The sequence below is a fragment of the Ornithinimicrobium sp. genome (genome assembly GCF_030537745.1).
Lineage (GTDB): Bacteria > Actinomycetota > Actinomycetes > Actinomycetales > Dermatophilaceae > Ornithinicoccus.
Genome location: NZ_JAUNVI010000040.1, coordinates 5,763 through 27,586, shown reverse-complemented (window position 1 = coordinate 27,586; position 21,824 = coordinate 5,763). Strand labels below are relative to the sequence as shown.

The window sequence follows — 21,824 nt, the reverse complement described above, 5'->3', positions numbered from 1 at the left end:
TGCGGGAGACCTGGACGCCACCGAAGGAGCGGTTGTCGAGCAGGCCGCCGTACTCACGGGCGAAGGGCACGCCCTGGGCCACGCACTGATCGATGATGTCGGCGCTGACCTCGGCCAACCGGTAGGTGTTGGTCTCCCGGGAGCGGTAGTCGCCGCCCTTCTCGGTGTCGTAGAAGAGCCGGTAGACCGAGTCGCCGTCGCCCTTGTAGTTCTTTGCTGCGTTGATGCCACCCTGGGCCGCGATCGAGTGCGCGCGGCGGGGGCTGTCCTGGTAGCAGAAAGACTTGACGTGGTAGCCGGCCTCGCCCAGGGTCGCGGCCGCAGACGCTCCCGCCAGACCGGTGCCGACGATGATCACGGAGTACTTGCTGCGGTTGGTCGGCTGGACCAGGCCCGCGTCGAACTTGCGTTGGGTCCACATCTGCGGCACCTCGACGTCGGGCGCCTTGGTGTCGGCGATCGGCTCACCTTCGCGGTAGAGGCCGTCGATCAGCGAATCAGTCATATTTTTTCTAGGTCCTCTACTTGACGAGCCCGAACAGGATCCCCAGCGGCGGGATCAGGAAGCCGACCACGACGATCGTGACGACCAGGATCGAGACAAAACGGATCTGCTCGGCCCGCTTGAAGGAGGTGTTGAGACCGAGAGTCATGGCCGCGCCCCAGATGCCGTGGAGAAGGTGGAGGCCCAGGAAGATCATCGCGACGACATAGATCAGCACTCCCCACCAGTGGCTGAAGCTGTCCACCACCCGTGCGGCCGGACTGGCGTGCGCCGCCCCGATCGTGACGGTCTGGGTGGTGAAGTGCAGGATGTGGAAGATCACGAAGGCCGCGATAGCCAGCCCGCCCCAGCGCATCGCCCTGCTGTAGAAGCCGCCGTAGGTCACGCGCTTGGCTACATATTTCGTCGGTCGTGCCCGGTTGGCCCGGCCCCACAGCGTGACAGCTGACCAGATGTGCAGCCCCACCGCCGCGAGCAGGCCGAGCCGCAAGACCCACAGCAGGCCTCTCTCGGGCAGCATCGGCGCGCCGAAGGTCCGGATGTGGTGGGCGTACTCGTCGAACGCCTCGTGCCCCAGCAGGATCTGCAGGTTGCCGTACATATGCACCAGCAGGAAGCCGAGGAAGAACAGGCCGGTCACGGCCATGATCATCTTCAGCAGGACGCTGGGCGGACCCGTCCGGGTCGGGCGCGCGGGAAGGGTTGTAGTGGCCACGCTCGCAGGTTACTACTCTCGCCTCGACGGTGGGGTAAGGCCCTCCCACGACCTACCATGTCCGGTATGGAGTCACTGCGGGAGCGGCTGCTCGGGCCGCTGCCCCGGTCGCTGGGGCGCGCCAACCGGATCGCGTGGCTCGGCATCCTGATCGTCACCGTCCTCGGGGGCGCTGTCCGCCTGTGGCGGCTGGAGCACCCGCACCGACTCGTCTTCGACGAGACCTACTACGTCAAGCAAGCCTGGTCCCTGCGGCTGTTCGGCTACGAGCGGGAGATCCGGGAGGGGCTGGACAAGCCGGACGACCTCTTTACCAACGGGACTCCCGACGTCTGGGGCACCGTTCCTGACCTTGTGGTTCACCCGCCCGTCGGCAAGTGGATGATCGCCGCCGGAGAGTTGCTCTTCGGTCCGGAGTCGTCGTTCGGCTGGCGGTTCTCCTCGGCCGTGGTCGGCACCCTCTCGATCCTGATCATCGGTCGGGTCGCCTGGATGCTGTGGCACAACGCGCTGCTGGCGATCGCCGCGTCGACGCTGCTCGCCGTCGACGGGCACCACTTCACCCAGTCCCGCATCGGGCTGCTCGACATCTTTGTCATGTGGTGGGCGCTGCTGGCGTTCTGGTTTCTCCTGCTCGACCGCGAACAGGCCCGTCGTCGACTGGCGCAACGATGGCCGGTGTGGGCTGAGCACCGACGAGCCGGGCCCGGGGCGAGGACGCCCTGGGGCGGCTGGGCCCGCCAGTGGGGGCCCGGTCTGGGGGTGCGTTGGTGGCGGCTCGCCGCGGGGGTGAGCCTGGGCTTGTGCACCGGGACGAAGTGGTCGGGTCTCTACTTCTTGGCTGTCTTCGGTCTGATGACGGTCTGGTGGGACCTGGGAGCTCGCCGGGCGGCCGGCGCTCCGAGGTGGTTCAGCGGCACGGTGGTGCGGGACGGCATACCTGCCTTCCTCACCATGGTGCCCGTCACGATCGTCACCTATGTCGCCACCTGGGCCGGCTGGTTCGCGACCCAGGGCGGCTGGAAGCGTGAGTGGGCCAGCGACCACCCGGCCGATCCCGGGAGCCTGGCCGCGCTGGTGCCCGACCCCCTCCGCTCGCTGTGGGCCTACCACGTCGAGATGCTGACCTTCCATGTCGGACTCCACAACGAGCACAAGTGGAGCTCCAACCCGTGGAGTTGGACGGTGCAGTGGCGACCAACGCTTTTCTATGCGCAGTGGCCCAAACGCGGCGAGCAGGGCTGTGAGGTCTCCGACTGCGTCGACTACATCGCCTCACTAGGCAACATCTTCGTCTGGTGGGGTGCGAGCGCGGGTCTGCTCGTGGTGCTCTTCCTGTGGCTGCTCGGTCGCGACTGGCGAGCAGGTGCGGCGCTGGCCGGGATCGTCGCAGGCTGGCTGCCCTGGTTCCTCTACCAGACGCGCACCATCTACAGCTTCTATGCCGTCGCCTTCGTGCCCTGGCTCGTGCTGGTCGTGGTCTGTTGCCTCGGACTCGTGCTCGGGCCGGAGCGCGCGTCACGACGGCGTCGCCGCTGGGGCGCCGCCGTCGTGGTCGCCTATCTCGTCCTGGCGACCGCCTGGTTCGTCTGGTACTACCCCGTCCAGGCTGCTGTCGTGATCCCACGGGGTCAGTGGCAGTGGCGCATGTGGTTCGATTTCTGGACCTGACGGGCCCGGCTCAGGAGTCCAACCCCATCGCCTCGGCGATCTTGAGGTGGCGGGCGCCCTCCTGCGCCCGGCCGGACCGTTGCAGGGTCCGGGCCAGCAGCAGGTGGGCGTAGCCGTCGCTCGGCCACCGCTCGACCATGTCGCGCAGGAGCTCCTCAGCTCGGCCCAGCCGGGCCGAGTGATAGTAGGAGCGAGCCAGCAGGAGGACGGTCGCCGCGTTGGAGGGGTGGGCCTGCGCCAACGGCTCCAGGAGCGTCGCGGCGTGCAGGTAGTCCTTGGTCTCGAAGGCAAAAGTCGCTCGGTCGTAGCGAGCGTGGTCGTCCAGGGCCCCATCATGAGGCAGCTCGATCGAGGGCATCGCCTGCGCAGGCGTCCCGGTCAACCTCTGGAGCCTGTCCTGGAAGTCAGTCATGCCACCGACTACGTCAGGAAGTCGTCCAGCATTCCCGGGGTCGCGCGCGCGGCGAGCGAGACCGCCAGCTCGAGGGGGATGTTGGGTGCGACGACGACTTCGGCGCCAGCGGCAGTCGTCGCGCTCAGGTCCGACAACCCACGGCGGCGCTGGAAGAAGCCCTGATGGATGACCCACCCGATGATCCCCGCCCGTTCCAGAGCCTCTCTCGTACGGATGACCGTCCCCGTCTGCACGACCAGGTGCGCCTGCGTCAGACCATGGCCGAGGTTGCGCCAGGTGCTCTCGGCCAGGAGCAGGTTGAGCGGGCCCACCACGATGAGTACGGCGACCGGCAGCCACCACGGGAACAGCTCGAACCACCCCCAGGGGATCAGATAGGTCGGGATGGCGACCAGCCCGGTGAGGATGAGCGTCGTCCATAGGTGACGCACGTGGATGCGTCGCCGAGCCTGCGGACCGTGCCCGGTCAGCGACATCGTCAGCGGCCCAGCCTCTTCGAGGAGCTCGTGGCCGATCTGCGTGACGACCTGGCGTGGCGCGGGCGGCAGCACCTTCGCGGAGCCGCCTGCCCCGATCCCGGTCGCGATGGCAGAGAGTTCGGCACCCTTGACGAAGCGCAGCAGGAAGGGCTCCCCCATGACCACCCCGCGCACCTTGGCACGTTCGATCGTCTGGCTGTGCGTGGTGAGCAGGCCGCGGGTCACGCGGAGGTTCCCATTGGGCTCCCGCACCACCCGCAGGTTCCACCAGGTCATGACATAGCTCAGGGTCGAGAGCAGCACCCATCCGAGAGCGACAGCCACCGTTGCGGCGGCGGCCAGGATCAGCACCGCCCTGGCCGCTAGCCAGGTCCAGGCGTCCTGAGCGACCTCGACCTGGTCGATCGGCAGTTCGTCGCCGAACTGCGCGAGCACACCCACGGCACCAGCCACGACGACCAGGCTGGACAGGCTGAACGGCGCGAACCGCAACCAGCTCCAGTCGATCCGGGCGAGCTCGACTTCCGGCTGCATCTGCACTGTGCTTGGCGGGTATGTCCCGGCGCCCGGCCCGGTGCTCCCTTCACCCTGCTCGTGCGCGTGGGGTCCGCCCGACTCCCCGCGGGCACTGCCAGCCGGTTCCCCCGCGCCCAAGCCATCCGGCCCGCCCCTGGTGATCTGCGAACGACGGAGCAGGTAGGTGCGCAGGTCCGCCGCCTGCTGCTGGCTCAACCCGTCCAGCTCGATCCGGCTCAAGTCCACGCCGGTGCCGATCTTGACTTTGGCCAAGCCAAGGACGCGGTGCACCGGAGAGGATTCGATATCAACGCTGCGGACCCGGTCCAGCGGAGCCGTCAACATCCGCCTGCTGAGCAGCCCGGTGCGGAGCTGGAGCTGCTCGTCGGTGAAGCGATAGCGGGTGATGAACCAGGTGAAGACACCCGCGAGCAGCGCGATCACACCACCGGCGATGCCCACCCAGATCCACCAAGGGTTGGCCCCGTCCCCACGGGTGGCACCGAAGAACGCGATCGCTAAGGGGAAGGCCATCGACCAGAGCGTGCGCACCGGGTGCACGAGGAGCATCCTGCGGCTCAGTCGCTGCCACCCCTCATCAGCGGCGAGCCCCCGGCCCTCGCCCATGGGTGGGCGCACACCCGGCGCGCCGGTCGAGGCTGACGCCAGCACGACGGGTTGCCCGGTCGGTGGTCGCAGGCCTTGCACGCTCGTGGGCGGGGGCACGACCGGTAGCCCCACCGGAGGTGGCAGGTCCGGTCGGTTCACGTCGCGTCGCCGGTGGTTTCGCCGGTGATCCGCGCGAGCTCTGCGGTCACCCGGTCAGCCAGCTCGGTGTCCAGGCAGGTGAGCGTGATGGGGCCAGAAGCCGAGGCGGTGGTCACCTTGATGTTGGCCAGACGGTAGAGGCGCATCACCGCTCCACGGTGGGTGTCGACCGTCTGCACGCGCGACAAGGGCGCGATGCGCTGGTCCCGGGAGAGCCAACCGGTCTGCGCAAAGACTTTGTCCCCGGACACCTCCCACCGGGTGCGGCGATAGCGGATCAGCGGCTCCAGAGTCACGTCCACCAGGTTGCTGATCATGATGAGGATGAAGATCGGTCCGGCCCATACTGCCCACGAATCCGGCAGGAACCAGTAGATTGTGAAGAGCACCACCCAGCCCACCACCCCGCTGATCAATCCGTTGACGACCCAGTAGCGGATCGCTCTCGGACTCACGTGGTGAGCGGGCTCTCGCAGCACGAATTGACCGACGTCATGGCCGCTGCCCTGTTCTTGCATCACTGTTTCCCCTCGATGTGGGCCTGCGGTCGAGCAAGCGGTCAGGCCAGCGTGGCCACCATAAGCGCCTTGGCCGTATGCAGTCGATTCTCCGCCTGCTCGAAGACGATGCTGGCCGCAGACTCAAAGACTTCGTCCGTGACCTCCAGACCGCTCGAGAGCTCGGGATGAGCGCCCATCAGCTCCTGACCGACCTCGGTGTCTGTGTCATGGAAGGCCGGCAGACAGTGCATGAACTTCGCGTTCGGGTTGCCGGTGGCAGCCATCAGCTCGGAGTTGACCTGGTAGGGGAGGAGGAGATCGATCCGCACGTCCCAGGCATCGACAGGCTCGCCCATGGACACCCACACGTCCGTATGCACGAAGTCGACCCCGGACACCGCCTGCGCCGGGTCGTCAGTGATCGTCAACCGGGCACCGGTGGTGACGGCGATGGCCTCGCAGAGCTCGGTGACCTCCTCACTCGGCGCCAACAGCGCGGGTGCGGCGATCCGGACGTCCATCCCCAGCTTGGCGGCCAGGAGCAGGAGCGAGTGCCCGGTGTTGTTGCGGGCATCGCCGAGGTAGGCAAAAGAGGTCTCCGACAGGGGCCTGTCGCAGTGCTCGCTCATGGTGAGCGCGTCGGCCAGCATCTGCGTGGGGTGCCACTCGTCGGTGAGCCCGTTGTAAACCGGCACCCCGGCGTAGGCGGCGAGGGTCTGGACGGTGGCCTGCCTGGCGCCGCGATACTCGATGGCGTCATACATCCGCCCTAGCACCCGGGCGCTGTCCTTGATCGACTCCTTATGACCGATCTGGGTCGTCGACGGCTGCATAAAACTCACGTGCGCGCCCTGGTGGAAGGCGGCAATCTCGAAGGCGGCTCGGGTGCGGGTCGAGGTCTTCTCGAAGATCAGGGCCACTACCTTGCCGCGGAGCCGCTGCTCCTCGGTCCCCCCTCGGTGTTCGGCCTTGAGCGTGCGCGCCAGGTCGATGAGGAAGTGGATCTCCTCAGGCGACTCGTCGATGAGCGACAGCAGACTGCGGCCTCGTAGGTTGACGGCCATGGCGTGCTCCTTCTCGCATTCGGCAACGGCGTCTTGCGTTCGCCGAAGGAGACCATTATCCCGCCTCTGCCCCGGCGCGTCCGAACAGGCCCGGAAAACTGAAGGCCCGGACTCCTAGAGAGAGTCCGGGCCTTCGTCGGTGGAGCTGCGGGGATTCGAACCCCGGACCTTCTCATTGCGAACGAGACGCGCTACCAACTGCGCCACAGCCCCTTGTGCAGCTACTGACTATATCACCGGGCCGGCTGCTCTGACACATCCTCAGCCCACTCGCTCGACGCGTGGGAGGTCCTCGAACTCCTCCTCCAGAGCCATCTCGGTGCCGTCAGCCGGCAACTGGGCACCACCGGTGAGGTCCGCGCGATAGGCCTTCGCCTTGAGGGTGTAGGTAGGTGGTGGAACGGGCACCGGCTGCCACGTGCCCACTGCCGCCTCACTGGCGACTGCGGCTCCCGGCGGCGGCAGGACCTCAGGCTCGGCAGGCATGACCACGTCTGTCAACGAGGCCTCCACCTCCGCGAGGTCGTAGAGTTGTGGCGCGATAACCGCACGGCGAGCGGTGCGGGTGGTCGCGGCCAGCGATTGGCGGGCGAAAGCGTGGGCCGGAGCCGGGACCTCGACGGGGGCAGCAGGGCGCGCGGCGGGCCGGAGCGATCGAGAGGTCTTGGCGTGCGCCGTGCGGCGACGTGCGCGTTCCGCACTGGCTGACCAGCGCACGGCCCCGACCGCGGCACCCAGGACGAGGATGCCGACGAGCGCAGCCCACGACGGCACCAGCCTGGCCAGCGACAGCCCGACCAGCGTGACCATGGTCAGCGATCCGCTCAGCAGACCCGCGGCACGCAGGCGGGCGGTGAAACGAGCACGCCGGAACTGGCGCGAGGGCGCCACCACGGTCGCGCCGGCGCGCTGCAGGCCTGCAGTGGCCGTCACGGGCGTGGCCGTCCGGGAGGCGCGCCTCTTGATGACCACCTGGGGCCGTGCGGGCCGCAGCGGTGAGACGGAGTAGGAGCGCGGCGCTCGTTCAGCCAGGTCTGGCTTGGGTAGCGCACGCCTGCGTTCAAGGACACGCATGGACTCCGAGAACCGGTCGACCGAGCGAGCGGTGGCCAGATGATCGCGGCGTCGGACCCAGTGCTGGATGAGATAGACAGCCCAGACCGCCAGGATGACGACGAAGATGAGGCTGCTCAAGGGGGGCACGCCGCTCACGTTAGGCGCAGGCGTCCCACCTTGCGGCGAGGCCTGCGGAGTGTCGCGCAAGTTTCCCCTGTGACTGACGGGATCTGGCTCTGGTCCCCTGGCCTGCCGACCAACCGGGCAATCTGGTGCGACCGAGCCGGTTGTCTGCGCAACGTCAGGCGGTCCGGCGCAAGAGTCGGATGAGCCCACCCTGCGCGTAGCCCCCCGGGGCCACGTCTTCGGCGACGACGGCAAAGACTCGATGGTCGCGCCAGTGCCCCTCGACGTGCATCAGGCCACGTCGCAGGCCCTCCTCGGGCAGCCGGAGGCGAGCCGCGACGGCCAGGCTCGGGGCGTTGTGCGGCAGGATCGCGACCTCGACCCGGTGCAGGCCGATGCCAAGGAGCACGTGGTCGATAAGCAGCGCCAGGGCCCAGGTCGCGTAGCCGCGGCCGGTCGCTTCGCGGTCGAGCCAGTAGCCCGCCGAGCCTGCTCGACGCGAGCTCCAGATCACGTCGAAGAGCTGCATGGCACCCACCAGGGTCCCATCCACCTCGATCACGAAAGGCAGCGCAGCACCGGCCCGGGCTGCTCTGTCCGAGCCTCGCCGGAGCTGGCCAAAAGGCGTGCGGGTCGAGGACTCTCCCGGCACCGTCGCCTCCCAGGCCGCGAGCCGCTCATGGTTGCGCTCGCGAACGACCTGCCACTGCGCCCTGTCGCTGCGACGCAGCGCACGCAGCGCAAGGTGCTGGCCGGTGGGAAGGTCAGTGGCGACTGAGACCGGCCACTGCCAGCTCACTCCGGGCGCACCCAGTCGCCGGAGCGACCTCCGGACTTGGCCGTCACCCGGACATCCGTGATGGTCGCGAGCTTGTCGACCGCCTTGATCATGTCGATGAGCGCGAGGGCGGCGACGCTGACGCAGGTCAACGCCTCCATCTCGATGCCCGTGCGGTCCGCGGTGCGGACGGTGGCCGCGATATGGACCCCCTCGTCACGCACGTCCAGGTCGACCTCGACGGCATGGACCGCGATCGGGTGGCACAGGGGGATGAGGTCCGGAGTCCGCTTGGCCGCCTGAATGCCAGCGATGCGCGCCACGCCCAAGGCGTCGCCCTTAGGGACCGCACCTCCACGGAGCGCCGCCACCGCGACCGCAGACAACAACACCATCCCCTCGGCGCTGGCCGCCCGAGCGGTGACCGCCTTGGCCGTCACGTCGACCATGTGGGCGGTGCCATCACTGCGCAGGTGGGTGAGGCCGCCGGCAGCGCCTGGATCGGTCACCGGCCCTCACCCTTTTCCCCGCTCGCCTGTCCCTGTGCATCGAGCCGCGCGTCGACCTCGGCCCGTGGCCGGAGGAAGTGCAGCTGGACCTCGGACCCGGCGACGACCTGGTCGTCGTCGGCGTGAGACACCGCGAGTGCGTCAGCCATCGCCAGCCCACCCAGGAGGTGCGAGCCGGCCCCGCCCGGCGTCACGGCATACGCACCAGTGGCATCTCTGGACAGGCGCACCCGCGTGTAGGTCTCCCGCTCCGGCGACGTGCGCCAGGACGTCATCGCATAGCCCGTCGTCGTGTCTGAGGACTCCGACCGGCCCGCGACCTTGAGCAGCGCAGGTCGCACGAAAACCTCGAAGCTCACCAGGGCGCTCACCGGGTTGCCCGGCAGCGTGAACACCGGCACGTTGCGTTTGCCCAGCAACCCAAAACCCTGCGGCTTGCCCGGCTGCATCTGCACCTGGAGGAATTCCATCGACCCCTCGCCGGCGAGCACCTTCTTGACGATGTCGTAGGCGCCCATGCTCACGCCACCGGTGGTGATGATCGCGTCGGCGTAGTCGAGGTGGCGGCGGATCTCCTTGCGCGTCACGGCCTCGTCATCGGGGAGGTTGCCGACGAATACGGGGTAGAAACCGGCCTCCCGCACGAGCGCCTCGAGCATCGGCCCGTTGGAGTCGACGATCTGCCCCTCCCCGACCTCCTCACCGAACTGCACCAGCTCATCACCGGTGGACAAGATCGCCACACGCACCGGCGAGACGACCTCGACCTCCTGCACGCCTGCGGAGATGAGGGCCGCTATCTGCGCCGCGCCCAGGCGTGTCCCGGCCGGCACCACGACGTCACCCACGCGCACGTCCTCGCCCGCCCTCCGGATGTTGGCGCCCTCGGACGGCTCCGCCCGGAACTGCGCCTCACGCACATGTCCGTCGGTGTCCTCGACGGGGACGACAGCGTCGGCACCCTCCGGCATCGGGGCGCCGGTCATGATCCGCCAGGCCTTGCCCTCGACGTGCTGGTGGGCTGGCGCGTCGCCGGCCGCGATGTCGCCGACCACCGGGATCAACCTGGGCGTCTCGGCCGTGACGCCGATCAGGTCCTCGCGCCGCACGGCATAGCCGTCCATCGAGGAGTTGTCGAAGCGCGGCAGATCAGCGCGGCTGACGACGTCGGCGACGGTGACCAGTCCGTGCGCACCGGGGACGGGCAGCAGCACCGTGGCCCCGCGGCTGACCTGACTCAGGATATTTTCGAGGTGCTCCGCGACCGTGATCATCGACCGGACCTTTCGTGTAGGGACTGCCGCCCAGCCTAATCAGCACGCCGCACAATGGACCGATGAGCACCCCATCGCTGCTGCCGCCGTATCAACCCTCCGGTGACATCGTCGCCGACAAAGTGACCTGGCGCGCCCTGGTCCGGGCTGCGCGGCGCGAGGTCGTGAGCGACTGGGACGCCGCTGCGCGCGCCGCCGCAGGAGAGGCCCTCGGCTCCGCAGGACTTGGTTATCTGCGCAGGTATGGCGAGGCGCTGGGTCGGGAGGATGTCGCCGGGATGACGGTCACGGCCTACGAGCCGATGCGCACCGAGCCACCCGTGGACGGGCTCACCGACGCCCTCCGAGCAGCCGGGGTGCGGGTGCTGGTGCCGATCACCCTGGCCAGGCCGGACCTGGACTGGGCCGACCTGGACGACCCAGACCGCTTGCCTCTGGGCACCAGGGCGATGAAGGACGTGGACCTGTTTTTCATCCCTGCGCTAGCGATCTCTGCAGACGGGGTGCGCCTGGGACAGGGCGGGGGCTACTACGACACGACGCTGCCGGCGGCACGCGAGCTCGCGGGCGGCGCTCCGGTCGTTGTGGTGCTGCACGACCACGAGGTCGTGCCAGCCGTGCCCGCGGACTCGCACGACCTCGTCGTCGACGCGGTGCTCAGACCGGCGTCGGGGATCGTGCCCATCCCGGCGATCCTGGCCGAAGACGGCGCAGCGGACGAGGGCTGAGCCGAAGGAGGCTGAGCCGGAGGCGCTCGCTGCGACGGTCAGCGGCGGTCTGCGGCGGTCAGCAGCCGGCTTGAGGATGAGCGTGTCCTGCCCGGATCCGTCCACCGCGTCCCGGGTGAACGGCCACGGGAAGGTCTCCCCCGCGATCCACTCGTCCGTCTGGTCCGACCAGTGGGGGTGGAACGGGTGACCCGAGTTGCCGGTGTGGTTGACCCAGGTCGAGGCGTCCAGGTCGGAGAGGTCGACCACCATCCTCATGGAGGGCGCCGAGGTGACCTCGAAGGTCTCCTCGGAGGCGTCCCAGTTCATCGCGTTGACCATTGCGCTGCTGCCGGAGACGGGCCGAGGGCCCTGTCCGAAGATGCCCCGGACGAGGGCGGGCACGGCATCCCCGGAGAGGACCTCGTGCTCGAGGCGGACCTGGTGGAGCTTTCCCCAGGACCAGTCAGCTGGGTTCTTGGAGATCTGTCGCGTCAGGTCAAGCCGTGCCTCCGTCATCGCGGAGCGGATCACCTCGTCGCGTGACTCGACGACCCCGACGGTGGTGCGGTCATCCCACCAAGGGCTGTCCGGGGTGGCGAGGAGGTTCTCCATGAGGAGCATGGAACGGGCGCTGCCGCTGGCGCCCAGGCCCGGCGGCAGCTCATCGTCCAGCACCGTCTTGAGCAGCTCGTCGTAGACGGCATAGAAGTAGGCGGCGGCTGCAGACTGCTCACCCGCTGCCGGCGCGGTGAAGTCCCAGTTGCTCAGCAAGGCCTGGGCCTGGGTGTAGAAGGACTCGTCGAGGTCCGCCGCGAGCAGGTAGGGCACCAGTCGCTCGGCGAACGTGTTGTGGTCGTCCAGCTGGATCTGCCCCATGGTCTCGACCGACACCGGACCCTGCTTGATCGCGGCCTGGAGCAGGTCGCCGATCCGTGCAGACCGGTAGCCCTTGTCGGACTCCGTCGTCAGGAATGGACGTGACCCTCGGGTCACCGCCTGGTTGGCCGTGACGATGATCCCGTCCTGCGGGTTGTAGACGAAGGGCATGTCCTCAAAGTCCACGAAGCCCTGCCAGTCGTAGGCGCTTTCCCACCCGGGAGCCGGATAGAAGCCCGGAGGCGTGGCGTGGGTCGCCGCCTTGCGGATCGGCACCTGCCCGGGGGCCTGATAGCCGATATTGCCGTCGACGTCTGCGTAGATGAGGTTTTGCGACGGCACCGCGAAGAGACGTGCCGCCGAACGGAAGGCGTCCCAGTCGGTGGCCGCGTTGAGGGCGAAGACGGCCTCTGCCGTCCGTGCCGGTTCCAGTGCGGTCCAGGCCAGGGACACTGCATAGTCGTTGGAGGTCTCCGAGCCGCCGAGGGGTGCGTTCTCGCCGAGGTCGGCCATGTCCGCCATGACGTCGGAGAGGATCGGCCCGTGCGAGGTCTCCCGGATCGTGATCGGCACGTCCTCGCCACCGGCGACCTTGATGACCTCGTCGCGGACGGCCAGATCGACGAACTCGGAGCCGCGGCGCACCGTGTCGCCACGCAGGTCCTCGAGGTAGAAGTCGGTCACATCCGGGTCGAGGTTGGTGAAACCCCAGGCCATGCGTTGGTTGTGTCCGATGATGACCCCGGGGAAGCCGGCGAAGGTGAAGCCCGTCACGTCGTAGGGGCAGGATTCGGAGACCACCCGGCAGTGCAGCCCCGCCTGCAGCCACAGGCTGGGCTGGGTGACGCTCAGGTGGGGGTCGTTCGCCAGGATGGGCTTACCCGTAGTCGTGTGCTCGCCGGAGACGACCCAGGAGTTGGATCCGATGCCTTCACCCTGACCGAGCAGCTCCGGCACCGCAGCCAACGCCACGGAGGTGTCGAGGAGCGCTTCCTTTGCGTCCCGCCCGGCCAGCCATTCCTGGTTGGCCTCGCCCGTCGGCGTGCTCGATGGTGCTGGCTGCCCGACCTGCGCCTGGTCGGCCGGGTCGGCGGACGGGTCGAGCGCCGAGGCCCCCTTGGTGCCACCCCTCGTGTCGGCGTTGACGGGAGAGGGCGCACGCGGGGCCCACTCGTCCGGCGAGAGGATCGTGGGGTGCGCGTCGTAGGGATAGTCGGGATAGAGAGCGGCGAGCTGCGGCAGCGAGATCTTGCCGACGAGCAGGCCCCTGGTGAGCTCATCGGTGTAGTTTCCGCGCAGATCCCAGGCCATCGCCTTGAGCCAGGCCAGGGAGTCGATCTCGGTCCACGGCTCGACCTGGTAGCCCGGCGCCGACTGAGCGAGCACGACATACTCCAGCGCCATGGCCGACGGCCCACTGCGGCTCTCGATGTAGGCATTGACGCCTGCGGAGTAGGACTGCAGGTAGGAGCGTGCTTGAGGGCTGAGGAGGGAAAGCTCCTGCTCGGCGACTTTGCGCCACCCCATGGTGCGGATCACCTTGTCCGTCTCGACACCCCCCTCCCCGACCAACTCGCTGAGCCGGCCCGCCGTGATGTGGCGACGCAGATCCATCTGGAAGAAGCGTTCCTGGGCGGCCACGAAGCCCTGCCCCCGGAAAAGGTCCTCTGGGGTGTCGGCGTAGATGTGCGCCGTACCCTGCGCATCGCGGATCACCTCGACCTGCGCACTGAGGCCGGGGACCTCCAATTCGCCCGTGGTCAGCGGGAACGACCGACGGGTCAACCCCACGCCGAGGACGGCCGCGGCAACGACGACGACCACCAGGATCGCCGCGAGCGGCACGGCCAGACGCTGCCACAGCGGACGGGACACGGGGCAAGCCTAGGTCACGTGATGAGGACACTCATGGAGGCGACGTAGAATCACGGCTCGTGCCCACCTATTCATACGTCTGCAAGGACTGCGGTCACTCCTTCGACATCCAGCAGGCCTTCACCGATGACGCCCTGACGACCTGTCCCACCTGCGACGGCACGCTGCGCAAGGTGTTCAGCGCCGTCGGCGTCGTCTTCAAGGGGTCCGGCTTCTACCGCACCGATTCCCGGAGCGGCTCGGAGAAGGGCTCGGCCTCGGCAAGCTCCTCGGGGAAGGACTCGGACAAGCCTGCGGTTGCTGAGAAATCCGACAAGTCCGACAAGTCCGGTGCCGGCAAGGACAAGAGCGGAGCAGCTCCCCAGGGGAAGAAGGCCCCCAGTGCGTCGGGGGCGTCCTCTTCCACATCCTCGGCCGCCGGCTCGAGTTCGTCCACAGGCTCTCCCTGATCAGGTGCCGGTAGGGGCGGGGTGCACCTAACGTCGTGACGTGCCCACCTCTTCGCTCCCGTCACGCCGGCGCGACCGCGCTGGGTCTGGCCTGCTCGCCCGTCATCGAGTGCCCCTGCGACGGATGCTCGCTGCGGGCCTGGCCGCACTCGCGGTGGGCGGCGCGGCCCGTCTCGCTCTGACCCGCCCCCTCCCCGGGACCGTGTCCGTCGTCGTCGCTTCGGAGAGCGTTGCGATCGGTGCTCCCTTGGGTCCCGCAGTGCTGCAGGTGCGAGAGTTGCCGGCAGACGCCGTCCCCGAGGGCTCGGTGCACGCGCTGGCCTCGGTTGCCGGTCGATCGGCGGCCTCCGTCCTGTCCCCCGGCGAGGTCGTCACCGGCGCCGATCTTGACGCTGGGGGTCTGCTGACAGGCCACGGTCCGGAGATGACGGCGATCTTCCTGCCGCTGGCCGAGCCGGCTGTGCTTTCGGCGGTCCGGGCCGGGACCCACGTCGATGTGCACTCTCCGATCGACGGGGCGGTCGCGGTCGGCGGGGCACTCGTGCTGGCCGTGTGGTCCGGGGAGGCCGGCGGTGTCTGGCTCGGGCTCCCGCCGCCAGGAGCGGCCGCGCTGGCCGCTGCGCGAGGGGCAGATCCGGCGGGCGGGTCACTCATCGTGTCGATCCTTCAGCCTGCTGGCTGACCCAACCCGGCCGACAAGCCCGACTCCCATCATCAGCGGCTAGGAAGCCGGAGCCGAGGGCGTCACCCTGCTGAAGATTGCGGTCTCATCTCTTCTCGACTAGGATCTGCCGGGCTCAGGGCACCGACGCTATGAGCCACCCATACCAAAACCAACCAGGGCTTTGTCCTGGGCTCCGCCTATTGTGCGGTGAGAACAAGGAGAATCATGATCCAAGGCTTCAAAGAATTCATTATGCGCGGCAACGTTGTCGACCTGGCGGTCGCCCTCGTCATCGGCGTCGCCTTCGCCAAGGTTGTTGAGGTCGTCGTCGGCAGCATCATCACGCCGCTGCTCAACGCGGCCGGTGGGGCCAACGCCTCGGGCCTCGGCTTCGAGATCCTCAAGGGCAACCCGTCCACCTACATGGACTTCGCCGCCATCATCAACGCGCTGATCGTCTTCCTGCTCACCGCGCTGGTCGTCTACCTCGCCTTCGTCGTCCCGATGAACAAGTTCAACGAGCGTCGTCACGGTGGGCTGGAGCCCGCCGTGGAGGTCACGGACGAGGTGGCCACCCTCCGCGAGATCCGCGACCTCCTTGCCGTTCGTCGCGAGGGCAACCTGTAAGCACCCGTCGCGCTGCGGGGCCGAGGCCCCGCCAGCCGTTGACAACGACAGACCCCGGCACGCGACCAGCGTGCCGGGGTCTGCTGTCTCACGGGGGATGCGACGTCCCCCGGTCAATCCCAATGGGGGGGCCGTTGCTCCTTTATCCAGCGGTCGCGAGGCGTGTCAGACCGGCTCGACTCGTCCTCGTGCACGACCAGACGGTTGCCCGTCGCGACGTCGTCGGACTGATCGGCGGACGGGTTGGTCGGCGGGGCGCAGAACCGTCGATGAGTGCGCCGTCGTCTCCGCCCAGGTGCTGGCTGCTGCGGGGTGCTCACGAGAGCCGCTGACCCGCGTCCCGGACTGCCTGCACGACGCGCGCCACCTCGCGAGCGGGATCGGCGAAGACGTCGGTGCTTCGGATCCGGAGCGGGATCCAACCCATCCGCGCCAGCTGATCATGCCGGAGCCGGACCGCGTCACGGCCGGGCGCGGCTGCTCCCGAGCCCGTCGCCGCGTCGCTGTCGATCGCGACCGGTCGGGTGGTGTCGTCCTCCCCAGAAGACACCGCCACGTCGATGACGTGGGGGCCGTGACCGAATCCTTCCTGCACGCTGAGTCCCTCGGTGCGCAGCCGCCGGACCAGCTCAGCCAGGACCGCGGACCGGTTGCCGCGGTGCGGCTGCGCGCCAAACTGCAGCGCCCGGTTCAGCAGGTCCTTACCTGCACCGGCGGGCCAGTCCTGGGCCGCCACGGCCGTCACGATATCGACGGATCTGCGTGCAGAGGCCACCACGGCTGCCGCGACGCGGTCGTCGCGAGCGGCTTGCGGTCCGCTGACCCACACGACCCTGTCGCGCACCTCGCCAGCGGTCGAGGGGGCCGGCCGGACGACGCACGGCTCCGCGCTCGGGTCGTCATCGCCGAGGACCGCCGAGAGCACCGGATCCTGGTCGCGGTGGTCCCCCTCGGGCACCAGCGCGGCACGCAGGGCCAGCGAAACGTCCTCGGTCATTGCGTCGTCGTCGGTGATCAGCATCAGGCTCTCCTGGGGCGCGGAGCGGGCCAGGTCCACCGCGATCCGGACGGCTGCCGCGACCAACTCGCTCACGGCTCCGCCTACGACGTGCTCACGGATGGCCGGATCTCGCCCCGTGCCAGGAAAGCTGTGCACAGGGGTGGGCATGACTGACGCCAACGGCGCGACGAGCCCCTGGTCGAGCGCCCGGTAGTGCGTCTGCAGGTGCCGGACCGGGAGCACCAGCGAGGCATCCTGCAGGAGCGAGGTGCCGGCGTACTCGCCAAGGTCACCCTCGAGGCGAGGATCTGCGACGACCGAGAATGGTCGAGGACCGAGGCCACCGCTGTCACCGACGACCAGCACCTGACGACCGCGCGCGATCGCCGGCACGGCCCGTGCGGTGGTGGTCCGCCCAGCGCGATCCACCACGACGAGGTCGAAGACCATGTCCGGTGGAAGCACCGCGGGCACGACCAGCGACGAGGCCATGATCACCGGTGTGGCCGCGAGCACCACGTCCGGCGCCCGGCTGATGACGTCGCGCACATCGACGGCACCGACCATGGAGGCCTCCAGCGCTCGTTCCCAGGCCGTGACCTGCGAGGCGTGCCCAGCGAGCGCGCGGTTGAAGCGGCGCAGCACCGCCCTGCGCGCCCGTCGGGCATTGCGTTCCAGATGGAGGCGGTCAGCCTTGCGGAAGGCCCGCTCCGCGTCGCGGACCGTCTCGGCCGGGGCACGGTGCTCCAGCACGCCCGAACGCAGGTGGCTCAGCACCGATGACCGGTGCACGAAGCGGACCTCGGCGCCGACCTTGTCCGCCGCCACACCGCGTCGGGCGAGGTCATCCACCACGTCGCCGAGGCCCTGGTCACGCAGCGGTTGGAGGAGCGGGTATGCGGTAGCCGCCGTCGGGGCCCGGTCCGCACGGGCATCGAGGGTCACGAGGCGCTCGAGCACGGTGTCCAGATGGACCGTCGACAACTCCATGCCGTTGCCGACACCGGTCCCCGCGAGCACCCCTTCGAGCCAGGTCAGGTCTTCTCCGACCGGGGCGTAGGCACTGAAGGCTTCCTCCCACCCTTCGGGCGCCGCAGGGCGGGCCGCCCTTCCTGCCACCTTCTCCCACTCGTCACGTTCGTCGCGCGCCCACCGCACCCGATCGGCAAGATCGGGTGGTGGCGTGCCAGGCCGCAGCAACGAGCGCACCTGACGTCGCAGCCGCGCCCGGGCCACGGCCCCGGGGCGCTCGACGACCTCGTCCCGCGCAGCGGTGGCCGCGACCATGTCGACCAGCGGAGCGTCATAGATGCGCGGGGAAAAGGCGTCGAGAGTCTGGCTCGCCCGCGCGATCAGGTCGAGCGACGATCCCCACTGCTGCAGATTGACAGGGCTGGGCATCCCGGCCGCCTGAGCGATCCGGTCGGCGAGTTCTCGCGCTCGGGTGAAATCTCCGGTGACGAGGCGCGCCACGATTTCCTGGGCTCGGGCAGCTTCGTCGTGCGAGGTCAGGCGCGCCCCATACCAAGGGTCTGGGATGCGTCCGCCCGGCCAGGCGCCTGCGTCGGCGACCTCCACGAGCGCATCGCTGGCGGCGGAGAGCTCCTCGTCTCCGATGGCACGGAGCACCTTGAGGGGGAGCCGCACCTTGGAGGAAGGTGGATGGTCGAGTGCTGCGAGGACGGCCAGAGACTCCTCCAGGTCTGGCAGCGAGAGTCCCCAGGGCTCATGGTGGTGGCTGAGGAGGTCATGCTCACGTTGCAGCACCTCGAGAGCGGCCGTACGGGCGGGCAATGGATCGGGCCCGATCTCCGGCTCGTCTTCTCGCGGGAGCTGGTCGACGGCTTGCCGGACCTGGGCCAGGGCACGCCGCATCGACGCCGGGTCTTCGGCGAGGTGAAGGCAGAGGTCGCCGAGGCCGACGGCCTCCAGCCGGCGCTGCAGGCCTTCCAACGCCGACCGCTCCTCAGAGCAGACCAGGACGGTACGTCCCTCGGACAGCGCGCCGACCACCACGTTGGCGACCGTCTGGGTCGCGCCGGTGCCGGTCGGGGTGTCAAGCGCCAGGCTGACACCCTGCAGGGCTTCATCGATGACCAACCGCTGAGCGTGGTCGGCGTCGAGCGCGGAGAGCTCTCGCTGGGGGTCGTCGGCACGCTCCGGGTCGGGACCCTGCGACGTCAATGACACGTCCGCGCCAGCGAGCGCCGCGACCACATCGTGCTCCGCCAGTCTCCGCGCCGCACCCGTGTAGGCCGTGACCAGAGGAAGCTTGGCCCAGGGGAAGGTGTCGATGACCATCTGGGGACCGATCGCGAAGCCGGCCATCTCCTGGCAGATCTGCTCCAGCGCCTGGTAGGTCATCCGCGGGTCGAAACCGTGGCTCTGCGAAGAGAGCCCGGCGAGCATGGCGGGGTCAAGCTCGAGGTGGGCCTCGCTGCGCAGGTAGTGCTCGAGGACGGGGTTGAAGACGACGTCCTCGTGCAGCTCGATCGTGTAGTCGCTGTGTGCTGCGTCCACCGGGCGGATCGTGCAGGCGCGGAGCAGCACCGGTGCGCGTGGTGGGACCGGCACCCGGTGCAGGGTCCAGGTGGCCAGGCCGATCGCCAGGAAGCCGGCCTCGATGCCGTGCTCTCGCCGGAGCTCGCTGATCTTGTCGCGAATGGCGCCGATGCGACGTGAGGCGTCCAGGAAGGCGACGTGCGCGCGGACCAGCTCGGACAGGAGGGTCGGTCGCCCAGAAAGCAGCTTTGCGACCCCACCGGGGTGGGCCAGGTTGAGATCGAAGGTGCCGGTGAGCGAGGTGCGGTGCCACAGGAGGGTGTTGGGACCGCCGAGGTCAGCGACCTCATGGCGCCACCGCGTCCGCGCGCGCTGGACGGTATCGACCCGGGCTGGGTCGAGGGAGTGGGTGTAGCGGGGCGAGGTCACCTCTTCAGGCTAACGACTTGCAGCCGCGTGACCGTGAAGGCTCCCAGCGCGAGTGCCGCTATCGCCGCGACGACGCACAGGGCACCGTAGGACCAGAAATCCATGACGACGCCCGCCAGGCCCCCGCCTGTCGCGGCCGACAGGCCCATGACCAGATCGGCTGCGCCCTGGACCGAAGCGCGCTGCCCCACGGGCACCGCCCCAGCCACCGTCCCGGACCCGGCCACCATCGTGCAGGACCACCCCAGACCGAGCACGATCAGACCAGCGGTCAGCGTGCTGGAATGGCCGTCCTGGGAGATCCCGGACAGATAGCAGGCCAGGACCAGCAGGCCCACACCGAGCAGCACGACCTTGGGCGCGCCCCACCGGTCGGTGAGTTGGCCGGCCACCGGCGACAGTCCGTACATGCCGAGGATGTGCAGGCTGATCACCAGGCCGATGAGCTCGATCGCAGCGTCGCCGTGGACCATGTGGAGCGGTGTCATCACCATGACGCTCACCATGACCACATGCCCGACCGTGAGGGCTGCGGTCCCCCACAGCGCGGCGGGCGTGCGCCAGATGATCCCCAGCCCGTGCCCAACGTGCCCACGTGGCAGCGTCGCATCCTCTTCCGCTCCTGCCAGTTGGCGAGAGAGCAAAAGAGGGTCCGGCCGCAGCGCAAAGTGCAGGATGAGCGCGGCCAGCACGAAGCCGACGGCCGAGAACACCCAGGCACCAGCCAGCGGCGGGAGTCCGAGCAGCCCTGCGACCGCCTTGCCCGGCCCGATCATGTTGGGTCCCAGCACGGACCCGATGGTGGTGGCCCACACGACCCAGCTCAACTGCCGCCCACGACGCTCGGGCGCGGACAGGTCTGTCGCCGCATACCTCGCCTGAGAGTTGGCCGTGGTCGAGGCGCCGAACAGCGTGGTGCCCAGCAGGAGCAGCCAGAACTCCCCGAGCGTGGTGGCGGTGATTGCCAGCACCGCGCCGACGGCGCCGATCAGGTATGCCGTGGTCAGCCCGGAGCGACGACCCCACCGTCCCATCATGGCGGCGATCGGCACCGTGAAGAGCGCGCCGCCGAGCACCTGGGTGGTGTTGGCCAGTCCGGACAGCGCGTCACGGCCACTCACGTCTGCCGCGACGATGGCGGCCACCGCGATGCCGCTGGCCACCCCGATGCCCCCGAGGGTCTGGCTCCCCATCAGAGTGATCAGCGTGCGCTGCTGGACGTGCCGGACGTCGGCGTCGGCGAGCACGGGCAGCGACGAGGTCATGAGGGTGATTCTGACAGAACGCATCGACCCCTCAGCCCGCGTGTGGTCGGGGTCAGCTGAGCCTGCCGTGCGTCGCGGTCACACCAAGGTAGAGACCAGGATCGAGGCGACGACGACGGAGGACAGCGTGACCGTCGTGAAGCCACCGATGAGTATCGGGATGTAGATGTCGTTCCATGATCGACTCATCCTCACGCTCGTCTCTCCCGAGCGATCGGCTGATCTCCTGGCAGCGCATGTAGTCGGCAGGAAAGCCGAACAGCGCAGTGAGCCCGACCGGCAAGCCTTTGAGCGGATCCCACCGACCACGCGGGACGCGAGCCCAGCAAACAGGATGATCCCGACGACTGCGGCGATGAGCACGGCGATCGCCGGAGCGAATGAGGTCACGACGGAGTCCCAACTCGCTGTGGACATCGAGGCGAGCACGACCATGATGATGACCGGCATCACGAAACCGAAGGCGTTGGCTTTGTACAGCGTGGCGTCGAGAAGGATCCCCACGGCACGTCCGCCCAGGCCGAGCAGCAGCGCCCACACCCCGGCGTTGATCCCGGTCCACGCGCCCAGTGCGATGGCGCCCCAGGCGAACGCGAAAACGAGAGCAATCAGGAACGTGCCCTCCTGGAACCGCTCCGGGATCAGTGTCCGAACCTCGGGTCTCGCGGGCTCTTCGGGGGACACCGGGTCTTCGGCAACTCCGATCGCCTATCGGAGCGGCATACACGCCCGCCGCCACCCGCCTGGCGACGTATGTGCGCAGCATCGCGTTCGCGATCGGCATGCCTACCAGGCTCTGGAGGGCGAGGACGAGAGCGGGGGCGACGATCAGGTCGGCGCGGCCGACCTTCTCGAGGTGCACCCTTCCCATCATCGCTCAGAAAAATCGACACATGGTGCACTCCCCTCCCTCGTCGACCGTTATCTCGGTTCCGGCTCAAGACGACCCCCTTGCTCAAATCTTTCCCTTCGCCCAGAAATATGTGCTCTTGTTGTAACCCCTTGATATAAATTATGCAGCCGATAAGGTCGTCACATGCCGTCTCAAGGT

General features: G+C 68.7%; 18 protein-coding genes, 1 tRNA gene and 1 pseudogene. 5 read left to right on the top strand and 15 right to left on the bottom strand.

Features of this window, described 5'->3' with window-relative positions; genetic code table 11:
- Positions 1-505: FAD-binding protein (locus Q4P07_RS09685; protein WP_303374709.1), on the bottom strand; the 505-nt coding region annotated here is incomplete at its 3' end.
- Between the two features lie 16 nt (positions 506-521).
- A complete protein-coding gene (locus Q4P07_RS09680) occupies positions 522-1,220 on the bottom strand; it encodes a succinate dehydrogenase cytochrome b subunit (RefSeq protein WP_303374708.1) in 699 nt (232 codons plus the stop codon).
- Positions 1,221-1,286: 66 nt separating this feature from the next.
- On the opposite strand from Q4P07_RS09680, the gene Q4P07_RS09675 reads away from it, so the two are divergent.
- A complete protein-coding gene (locus tag Q4P07_RS09675) occupies positions 1,287-2,891 on the top strand; it encodes a dolichyl-phosphate-mannose--protein mannosyltransferase (RefSeq protein WP_303374707.1) in 1,605 nt (534 codons plus the stop codon).
- A 10-nt stretch (positions 2,892-2,901) separates the two neighbouring features.
- Here Q4P07_RS09675 and Q4P07_RS09670 read toward each other — a convergent pair whose 3' ends face one another.
- The 9 genes from Q4P07_RS09670 to glp form a co-directional block, all read right to left on the bottom strand.
- Positions 2,902-3,303 (bottom strand): tetratricopeptide repeat protein, encoded by a 402-nt coding sequence (locus Q4P07_RS09670; protein ID WP_303374706.1) that lies wholly within the window; start codon positions 3,301-3,303, stop codon positions 2,902-2,904.
- A gap of 8 nt (positions 3,304-3,311) precedes the next feature.
- Positions 3,312-4,928, bottom strand: a complete 1,617-nt coding sequence (locus Q4P07_RS09665; RefSeq protein ID WP_303374705.1) for a PH domain-containing protein — start codon at positions 4,926-4,928, stop codon at positions 3,312-3,314.
- 137 nt (positions 4,929-5,065) lie between these two features.
- On the bottom strand, positions 5,066-5,524 hold the full coding sequence (locus Q4P07_RS09660) for a PH domain-containing protein (RefSeq protein WP_303374704.1): 459 nt from the start codon (positions 5,522-5,524) through the stop codon (positions 5,066-5,068).
- Between the two features lie 104 nt (positions 5,525-5,628).
- Entirely contained in the window at positions 5,629-6,633 is a 1,005-nt protein-coding gene (gene argF / locus Q4P07_RS09655; RefSeq protein WP_303374703.1) for an ornithine carbamoyltransferase, read from the bottom strand.
- 140 nt (positions 6,634-6,773) lie between these two features.
- A tRNA-Ala gene (locus Q4P07_RS09650) sits at positions 6,774-6,846 on the bottom strand.
- Between the two features lie 48 nt (positions 6,847-6,894).
- The gene (locus Q4P07_RS09645; RefSeq protein WP_303374702.1) at positions 6,895-7,836 is read right to left on the bottom strand and encodes a hypothetical protein; all 942 of its coding nucleotides are present in this window, start codon (positions 7,834-7,836) and stop codon (positions 6,895-6,897) included.
- Positions 7,837-7,990: 154 nt separating this feature from the next.
- A complete protein-coding gene (locus tag Q4P07_RS09640; RefSeq protein WP_303374701.1) occupies positions 7,991-8,614 on the bottom strand; it encodes a GNAT family N-acetyltransferase in 624 nt (207 codons plus the stop codon).
- On the bottom strand, positions 8,611-9,102 hold the full coding sequence (gene moaC, locus Q4P07_RS09635; protein ID WP_303374700.1) for a cyclic pyranopterin monophosphate synthase MoaC: 492 nt from the start codon (positions 9,100-9,102) through the stop codon (positions 8,611-8,613). Before moaC ends, Q4P07_RS09640 begins: the two co-directional genes overlap by 4 nt.
- On the bottom strand, positions 9,099-10,376 hold the full coding sequence (gene glp / locus Q4P07_RS09630; RefSeq protein ID WP_303374699.1) for a gephyrin-like molybdotransferase Glp: 1,278 nt from the start codon (positions 10,374-10,376) through the stop codon (positions 9,099-9,101). The genes moaC and glp overlap by 4 nt, the downstream gene beginning before the upstream one ends.
- Positions 10,377-10,438: 62 nt before the next feature.
- Between glp and Q4P07_RS14355 the strand changes: the two are divergent.
- Positions 10,439-10,975: pseudogene (locus Q4P07_RS14355) on the top strand (5-formyltetrahydrofolate cyclo-ligase); the annotation flags it as partial.
- On the opposite strand, the gene Q4P07_RS09620 reads toward Q4P07_RS14355, so the two are convergent.
- Positions 10,859-13,837, bottom strand: a complete 2,979-nt coding sequence (locus tag Q4P07_RS09620) for a penicillin acylase family protein (RefSeq protein ID WP_303374698.1) — start codon at positions 13,835-13,837, stop codon at positions 10,859-10,861. The pseudogene Q4P07_RS14355 and the gene Q4P07_RS09620 overlap by 117 nt on opposite strands.
- A gap of 59 nt (positions 13,838-13,896) precedes the next feature.
- On the opposite strand from Q4P07_RS09620, the gene Q4P07_RS09615 reads away from it, so the two are divergent.
- The 3 genes from Q4P07_RS09615 to mscL all read left to right on the top strand — a co-directional run bounded on the left by Q4P07_RS09615 (position 13,897) and on the right by mscL (position 15,577).
- Complete coding sequence (locus tag Q4P07_RS09615) at positions 13,897-14,286, top strand: FmdB family zinc ribbon protein (RefSeq protein WP_303374697.1); 390 nt, start codon at positions 13,897-13,899, stop codon at positions 14,284-14,286.
- Between the two features lie 40 nt (positions 14,287-14,326).
- Positions 14,327-14,968 carry an SAF domain-containing protein gene (locus Q4P07_RS09610; protein ID WP_303374696.1) on the top strand — a complete coding sequence of 214 codons (642 nt, stop codon included), beginning with the start codon at positions 14,327-14,329 and terminating at the stop codon, positions 14,966-14,968.
- A gap of 207 nt (positions 14,969-15,175) precedes the next feature.
- The gene (gene mscL / locus Q4P07_RS09605; protein WP_303374695.1) at positions 15,176-15,577 is read left to right on the top strand and encodes a large conductance mechanosensitive channel protein MscL; all 402 of its coding nucleotides are present in this window, start codon (positions 15,176-15,178) and stop codon (positions 15,575-15,577) included.
- A 316-nt stretch (positions 15,578-15,893) separates the two neighbouring features.
- Here the strand turns inward: mscL and Q4P07_RS09600 are convergent, their stop codons facing one another.
- From Q4P07_RS09600 to Q4P07_RS09590, 3 genes are all read right to left on the bottom strand, one after another.
- Positions 15,894-19,508, bottom strand: coding sequence for a hypothetical protein (locus Q4P07_RS09600; protein ID WP_303374694.1), 3,615 nt, complete (start codon positions 19,506-19,508; stop codon positions 15,894-15,896).
- The gene (locus Q4P07_RS09595) at positions 19,505-20,773 is read right to left on the bottom strand and encodes an MFS transporter (protein ID WP_303374693.1); all 1,269 of its coding nucleotides are present in this window, start codon (positions 20,771-20,773) and stop codon (positions 19,505-19,507) included. The genes Q4P07_RS09600 and Q4P07_RS09595 overlap by 4 nt, the downstream gene beginning before the upstream one ends.
- Positions 20,774-20,851: 78 nt before the next feature.
- A complete protein-coding gene (locus tag Q4P07_RS09590; RefSeq protein ID WP_303374692.1) occupies positions 20,852-21,457 on the bottom strand; it encodes a hypothetical protein in 606 nt (201 codons plus the stop codon).
- Positions 21,458-21,824 lie beyond the last annotated feature (367 nt).